The following is a 7406-nucleotide window of genomic DNA, read 5'->3' on the forward strand; positions in this document are numbered from 1 at the left end:
GGCCGAGCTGCTGCCCTGAACACGGCAAACGGGTCGACAACGAGGCGGCATGGTCGCGTAGGGTCGCAGCCGTGGGACGAATCGATGACCTCGCCGACCGGTACGTCGCCGACTGGGCGCCACTGAGCCCGATCGGCGCGACCTACGTCGGCATCGCCGGACACGACGACAAGCTGGACGACCTGTCGCCCGAGGGCTACACGGCCCGGGCCGAGCTGACCCGGCGCACCCTCGCCGACCTCGACGTCACCGAGCCCGAGTCGGAGTCGGAACGGACCGCCAAGGAGGCCATGCAGGAGCGCCTCGGCCTGGACCTCGCCCGGTACGAGGCGGGCGAGACGACCAGCGAGGTCAACGTCATCGCCAGCGGCCTGCACGACCTCCGCATGGTGTTCGACCTGATGCCGACCGGGGGCGCCGACGCGCAGGCCGACATCGCCGCCCGGCTCAACCGGTTCGCCGGCGCCCTGGAGGGCTACAAGACGACGCTGCGCGAGGCGGCGGCCGGCGGCCGGGTCAGTTCGAGGACGCAGCTCGTCGAGGTCGCCAAGCAGTGCGACGTCTGGACGGATCCGGACGGCGACAACTTCTTCCACGGCCTGGTCGAACGGCTCGGCGCGGACGGCACGCTCGACGCCGAGCTGCGCCGGGGCGCCGCGGCGGCCACCGCGGCAACCGCCGAGTTCGGCCAGTTCCTCCGCGACGAGCTGGCCCCGGTCGGGCGGGACAAGCAGGCCGCCGGCCGGGAGCGGTACGAGCTGGCCTCGCAGTACTTCCTCGGCGCGGAGGTCGACCTCGACGAGACGTACGCCTGGGGGTTCGCCGAGCTGGCCCGGCTGGAGGCCGAGATGCGGACGGTGTCCGCGCGGATCGCCGGATCCGGCGCGAGCATCGACGAGGCGGTCGCCGCGCTGGACGCCGACCCGGCCCGCACGATCCAGGGCAAGGAGGCGTTCCGGGACTGGATGCAGGCCCTGGCCGACAAGGCGATCGGCGAGCTGCACGGCACCCACTTCGACATCCCGGAGCAGGTCCGCCGCATCGAGTGCTGCCTCGCCCCGACCAGCGACGGGGCGATCTACTACACCGGCCCGAGCGAGGACTTCTCCCGTCCCGGGCGGATGTGGTGGGCGGTGCCGCAGGGCGTGACCGACTTTTCCACCTGGCGCGAGGTGACCACCGTCTACCACGAGGGCGTCCCGGGCCACCATCTCCAGGTCGCGCAGACCGCCGTGCGGGCCGACCTGCTCAACCGTTGGCAGCGGCTGCTCTGCTGGGTCTCCGGGCACGGCGAGGGCTGGGCGCTCTACTCGGAGCGGCTGATGGACGAGCTGGGCTACCTGGAGGACCCGGGCGACAAGCTCGGCATGCTCGACGGGCAGGCGTTCCGGGCCGCCCGGGTGATCGTCGACATCGGCATGCACCTGGAGCTGGAGATCCCGAAGGACAACCCGTTCGGCTTCCACCCCGGCGAGCGGTGGACCCCGGAGCTGGGCTGGGAGTTCATGCGGGCGCACTGCCGGGTGCCGGACGAGAACCTGCGCTTCGAGCTGAACCGCTACCTCGGCTGGCCGGGACAGGCCCCCTCGTACAAGGTGGGCGAGCGGATCTGGCTCCAGGCCCGGGAGGACGCGAAGGCGCGCAAGGGTGCCGACTTCGACCTCCGGGAGTTCCACCGGCAGGCGCTGGACCTCGGGGCACTGGGGCTCGACCCGCTGCGCCGGGCGCTGGCCCGGATCTGAGGCGACGGCGACGGCCGGGAACCGGGGCGGACCCCCGGGCTCCCGGCCGTCGCATGTTCACCGGCCATGCCGGCCGCTGATTCTCGGCCGGCGTGGCCGCGTCAGGCCAGGCTCAGCTTGAGTTCCGGCTCCCCGGTCAGGACGTCGCTGTCGACGTACGCCAGATCGATGACCGGGTCGGTGAAGGTGATCGGAATCGGCGAGGTGACCGGGATGCCGTCCGGGAACGGCAGGTCAGGGGTGAGGGTGATCTTGATGCCGAGCAGCCGCCCGACGAACCGGGTGGCGTAGAAGACCACGTCGCCCTGGACGGTCAGCCGGTCGGTGACGTACCGCATGGTCTTCCCGCCCGGGCCGTCGGCCTGGAGCAGGAAGTCGTCGGTGACGGACTTGGCCATGCTGAACTTCAGCGTCCTGAGCTTGCCCGCGCCGGTGTCCAGCTCGACGATCCCCTCGAACCGCAGCCCGGTCATGGTGACCTTGGAGCCGGTGAGCTTCGACGGTTCCGCCGCGACCCGGGGCTGACCGGGTTCGGCGGCGATCCGGGGCAGCGGCTTGCCGGCCTCGACCTCGCCCGGCCCGGGGGTGGCGCAACCGGGGCCGTCCGGACCCGGCTTGCCGGTGCCGGCCGAGGCGTCCGGGGTCGGCCTGGCCGACGAGGTCGGCCCGCGGGTCGGGGTGACGGTCGCTGTGGGACTGGCCCCTGCCGGCGCTCTGGCCCCCGCCGTCGCCCCGTCCGTCCCGCCGGTCGCCGGCCCGTCGTCGCCGCCGGTGAGCAGGTCGCCGATGCCGTCGATGATGTCGGTGATCGGGTTGCCGCCCGGCGTCTTCCCCGGGCCAGGGCTCGGGGTGGGGCTGGAACTGGGGCTCTCGCCGGCCGGGCGGGACGCCGACGGCCTCGGCGCGGCCGGGCTCGTGCTCGAATGCGACGGGGTGAGGCAGGGGACGGCCGGGGCGGCCCGCACGGGGCTCTGGTCGCGCAGTGCAAGGACCCCTGCGGCCGAGACACTGAGCAGCACCAGGGTGACCGCGAGCAGCTTCGGGTCCCGGTACGGGCCGCCCTGCGGCCGGCCGTCCGGCCCGACCGTCGGCAGCACCTGGGTGCTGTCGTGGTCCTGGTCGGCGGGCAACGGCTCGCGCAGCGGGTTGCGGGGCCGGGGCAGGGTGTCGGTGAGCGGACCGGTGACGTCCTCGCCGGGCTCCGACCGGGGCATCAGCTCGTCGACGAGCGCCGGCTCGTCGTCGCGCTCGCCCGCGTCGTCGGGCTGGGCGACCGGCTCCGGCTCGGCCGGGGCGGGGGCCGGCTCGGTGGCCGGCCGGCGGGACGGCACCCAGGCGAAGCCGAGGGCGCTGCCGACCATGCCGAGCAGCAGGCCGATGAAGAAGCCGCCGAGGTTGACCCCGATGAGCGAGAAGACGGCGGTGACGGCACCGACGATCGCGTAGAACATCCGCTGCTGGGGGGTGAACCACATCAGCATCCCGCAGGCCACCAGGATGACCGGGATCAGCCAGGACAGGAAGCCGGTCGGCCCCATCTGGAAGGTGAGGCCGCTGAGGCTCATCTGGGTGGTGGAGAAGATCTCCACCCCGGCCAGCGCGGTGAACAGCCCACCCCAGAAGGGTCGGCTCCGTCGCCAGCGGCGGAAGCCGCGCCACGCCTGACTGAGCCTGCCCGGCTGGGCGTGCTGCGGGTTGGCGGTCGTCACGTACTCCTCCTGGCGGTGCTCACTGGTCACGAGGCAGGGCCGAGGCCCGTGGAGGACGCCCTCCACGGGCCTCGGGGGTGGCTCAGAAGCACTCCTTGGCACCGGCGCCCATATTGATCTTGAGCTTCAGCCCGTTCAGGGTGAAGATCGCGGCGCTGGTGGAGCGGGCCACCTGTTCGAGACCGGTGATCGTGACGTGGTCGGCGCTCTGCCCGAAGGACTTGGCGGTGGCGTTGGCGTTCAGGTCGGTGGCGTCCCGGCCGATCTTGATGTTCTTGAACTCCGCGTCGCCGCCGAGGGATTCCATGTCGATCAGCAGGCCCTCGGCGGTGGCCGGCTTGCCGCCGCCACCGGCGTTGATGGTGAGCACGATCGGCAGGTCGGGCACCTTCACCGACTGGCAGAGGTCGTAGAGCTTGGCGCTGGTGATCTCGGAGACGGCCACCGGGTGGGCCGTGCCGTCCTTCTCCTTGACGAACCCGCCGTACTGCTTGAAGCCGTCGCCCTCCAGCTTCGAGGCCCCGACCTTGAAGGTCTGGCCGGAGACGGCGAACGACGCCGCGATCGCGCCGTTGGCCATGCCGAACACGATGGCGCCGGCAACGGCGGTCGCCGGCACCATCATCGCGGCGAACCGCCGCCAACGGGTACCGCCCTGCGACAGACGGTCTTCCGATTCCTTCACGGGTCCTCCTAGGACGGGGATCACCGAGCCCGGGGCGGCTCGGGACAGGAAAGCTGCGGTGTGGTGTTGCCGCGGGCCGCCGTGCTCGGCGGACGGCGCGGGCTGCGGATTGGATGCTCTCGCGGAAGCGACCTGGCTCACAAGACCCGCGCTACTGACCGGTAACCATCCGGCGCCACCAAGATCGCGACTGGTCACCAACGGTCAGCGCCCGCCAGGTCCGACCGCCGGACAAAACGGGCAGAGCACACAAGCCATCGATCGATGTCTCACGTGGGGTAGTTGTGATACCCGTCGGTAACTTTTTGGTAACGGGGCCCTGAAAAGACGCTGAGGATGATCCATCGATCCCCCGTACGGCCGACCGGGTCACGCCCGGGCCCCGATCGGTCCGCGCGGCGCACACCCGGTGCGTCGGGCGTCGACACCCTGCGCGGACGTGGCCGGGGCGCAGACTGCCGGACCGCCCGGGCGTTGGCTACCGTAGGTGTCCTCCGGGTGGGGACACCCAAGTGGTACGTACCGATCGAGGTTGCTGTGACTGTGTACGGCGAAACACTGCCGCCCGCCGACGACCGGCCGACCGTCAAGGTGACCGCGGTGAGCTGGCCGCACGACGAGCCGGAGCCCGCTGCGGCAACCGCCCCCGGCGGCGGCCCGGGCCCCCGGTCCCGGCGGCTGCGGATCCTGCTCGCCGCAGGCGTCACCACGGCGGTCCTGGGCACCGTGGCCGGCGTCGGCGCGTACGCCTACGCCGGCGACGTCCCGCGCGGCACGAGCGTCCTCGGCACCGAACTCGGCGGGCGCAGCCGCACCGACGCGGTCCGGGACCTGCGCACGGAGCTGGACCGGGCCGGCACGCTGAGCACCCCGCTGCGGATGACCGTCGGCGAGCGAACCGTCGAGCTGAAGCCCGCCGACGTGGGCCTCACGGTGGACGTCGAGGCCACCGTCGACGCCGCCGCCCGGGCGCAGGCCCACCCGGTGAGCCGCCTCGTCGGGTCCCGCACCGTCGCGCCGGTGGTAACCGTCGACGCCGCCCGGCTCGACGCCGCCCTGCGCAAGGCCGCCGGCGACCAGACCCGCGAGTGGACCGTTCCGGCGATCATCTTCACCGGCACGACCCCGAAGCCGGTCCGTCCGAAGCCCGGCCTCGCGCTCGACCCGCAGCGCTCGGCCCAGGCCGTCCGGGACGGCTGGCTCTCCGGCCAGCCGGTGGCCATCCCGCTGGTGGAGACCCTGCCGGCGACGACCGACGAGGAGGTCAGCCGGCTCGTCACCGAGCTGGCCCGCCCCGCCGTCGCCGCCCCGGTGACGCTTCGCACGCCCAAGGGCACGGTCACCATCCCGCCCACCGCCATCGCCCGGAGCCTGCGCTTCACCGCCGACGACCGCGGGAAGCTCACCCCCCGAATCGACGTGAAGCGGCTGCGCTCCGCCCTCGGCGACAAGCTGGCCGCCATCGAGGTGGAACCCCGCGACGCCCGGATGACCGTGACCGGCGGCCGGCCGACGCCGGTCGACGGCCGGCCCGGCCAGCAGCTCGACCCGACCGCGCTCGGCCACGACCTGCTCGCCGTGCTGCCCCGCGCCGACGACCGAACGGTCACCGGCCAGCTCAAGGAGACCCAGCCGGAGGTGACCACGGCGAAGTTGGCCGGCCTCGGCATCAAGGAACGGGTGTCCCGCTTCACCACCCGGTTCACCGGCGGACTCTCCTCGCCCCGAAGTCAGAACATCGTGCAGGTGGCCAAGGAGGTCGACGGCACGGTCGTGCTGCCCGGCGAGACGTTCTCGCTCAACGGTCACACCGGCGAGCGCGGCTACGACCAGGGCTACCAGGATGCCCCGGTGATCCTCGACGGCAAGCTCGTCCCCGGCGTGGGCGGCGGCGTCTCCCAGTTCACCACGACGCTGTTCAACGCCACCTACTACGCCGGGCTGGAGGACGTCGAGCACAAGCCGCACTCGTACTGGTTCAGCCGGTACCCGGCGGTCATCGAGTCGACGATCTTCTGGCCGAACCTCGACTTCAAGTTCCGCAACAACACCCCGTACGGCGTCCTCATCGACACCTCGTACACCGCCGGCTCGGTGACCGTGTCGATCTGGAGCACGAAGATCTACGACAGCGTCAAGACCGAGTACGGGCCCCGCCGGGACATCACCAGCCCGAAGACCATCCACCTGGAAGCCGGCCCGTCGTGCATCTCCAGCAACGGCATCGACGGCTTCACCCAGGACGCCTTCCGGATCATCAAAAAGGACGGCAAGGTGCTCAAGCGGGAGAAGTTCACCTGGCGGTACCTGGCCGAGCCCCGCTACGTCTGCGGTCCCGCCGGCGGCTGAGCGCCCGTCGGGCCCGAGCACGGAACTTCCCCGCCGGCAACGCCGGTGGGGCAGTTCCATCGGGTACGCGGAACACCGCCCCGGCGGTCGCTCAGGGCCGCGCCCCGGCCAACCCCTGGCGTACGCCGTCCGCGTCGCGGTCCGTGCCGTAGACGGGGGTGTCCGGCTGCTGCCGCCAGCTCTCGTCGAGGGTGCCGGCGTCCACCGGGTCGAAGCCGAGGGCGTCGACCAGCTCCATCACGATCCGCTTGGCCTCGGCGTCGTCGCCGGCCACCGGGAGGGCGATCCGATCGGCCGAGCCGGCCGGTCGCCCGTTCTCCAGCAGGTGCTGTGCCAGGATGTTGTTGAACGTCTTGACCACCCGGGCGCCCTTGAGGTGCTCGGCGGTCCAGCGGCTGGAGCTGAGGCTGCGGTCCAGCAGTTCGGCGATGTCCCCGTCCCGCTGGGAGTAGTAGTTGTCGGCGTCGACGACGACCTTGCCCTCGAAGAGTTCCGCCGGAAGCGCCGGCACCGCCAGCAGCGGGATCGCGAGCACCACCAGCTCGGCCTGGTCGACAGCCTGTTCCACGGTGCCCGCGGTCGCGCCGGTCTCCTGGGTCAGCTCGGTGAGGGACGCCGGCCCGCGCGAATTGGCCACGGTCACGTCGTGACCGAGGGCCCGCAGCCGCCGGGTGAGTGTGCCACCGATGTGCCCCGATCCGATGATTCCGATCTTCATGACCACTCCTGCCTCCGCCTGTCGGCGGTCAGATCCGGTCGAACTGTGGGCAGGTACCCCGACCCGCGCGTCCCAAGAGTGCTGGAGGCATACGCCACGTACGGCTTTTCCGGCCACGATCGTGGGGAACCCCGCGGCGGCGGGTCCCACAGCGACGCTACCGAGCCCCGTGGCACCGGTGGGAGGCGTTTCGCGGAAATGGT

Annotated in this window: 5 protein-coding genes; 2 read left to right on the plus strand and 3 right to left on the minus strand. The window is 72.1% G+C overall.

Annotation, left to right across the window (positions count from 1 at the left end):
* Nucleotides 1-71: 71 nt before the first annotated feature.
* Nucleotides 72-1742, plus strand: coding sequence for a DUF885 domain-containing protein (locus C5N14_RS30260; protein WP_117673128.1), 1671 nt, complete (start codon nucleotides 72-74; stop codon nucleotides 1740-1742).
* 101 nt (nucleotides 1743-1843) lie between these two features.
* Here the strand turns inward: C5N14_RS30260 and C5N14_RS30265 are convergent, their stop codons facing one another.
* A complete protein-coding gene (locus C5N14_RS30265; protein WP_117673130.1) occupies nucleotides 1844-3481 on the minus strand; it encodes a DUF6114 domain-containing protein in 1638 nt (545 codons plus the stop codon).
* 52 nt (nucleotides 3482-3533) lie between these two features.
* A complete protein-coding gene (locus C5N14_RS30270; protein ID WP_117673145.1) occupies nucleotides 3534-4076 on the minus strand; it encodes a DUF6230 family protein in 543 nt (180 codons plus the stop codon).
* A gap of 597 nt (nucleotides 4077-4673) precedes the next feature.
* On the opposite strand from C5N14_RS30270, the gene C5N14_RS30275 reads away from it, so the two are divergent.
* Complete coding sequence (locus C5N14_RS30275; protein WP_117673132.1) at nucleotides 4674-6485, plus strand: VanW family protein; 1812 nt, start codon at nucleotides 4674-4676, stop codon at nucleotides 6483-6485.
* A gap of 91 nt (nucleotides 6486-6576) precedes the next feature.
* Here the strand turns inward: C5N14_RS30275 and C5N14_RS30280 are convergent, their stop codons facing one another.
* A complete protein-coding gene (locus C5N14_RS30280) occupies nucleotides 6577-7203 on the minus strand; it encodes an NADPH-dependent F420 reductase (RefSeq protein ID WP_117673147.1) in 627 nt (208 codons plus the stop codon).
* Nucleotides 7204-7406 lie beyond the last annotated feature (203 nt).

This window comes from Micromonospora sp. MW-13 (assembly GCF_003434305.1).
Lineage (GTDB): Bacteria > Actinomycetota > Actinomycetes > Mycobacteriales > Micromonosporaceae > Micromonospora.

Coding starts and splice junctions, on each gene's coding strand:
- C5N14_RS30270 (WP_117673145.1), bottom strand. CDS start 4,076: ATGATGGTGCCGGCGACCGCCGTTGCCGGCGCCATCGTGTTCGGCATG.
- C5N14_RS30280 (WP_117673147.1), bottom strand. CDS start 7,203: ATGAAGATCGGAATCATCGGATCGGGGCACATCGGTGGCACACTCACC.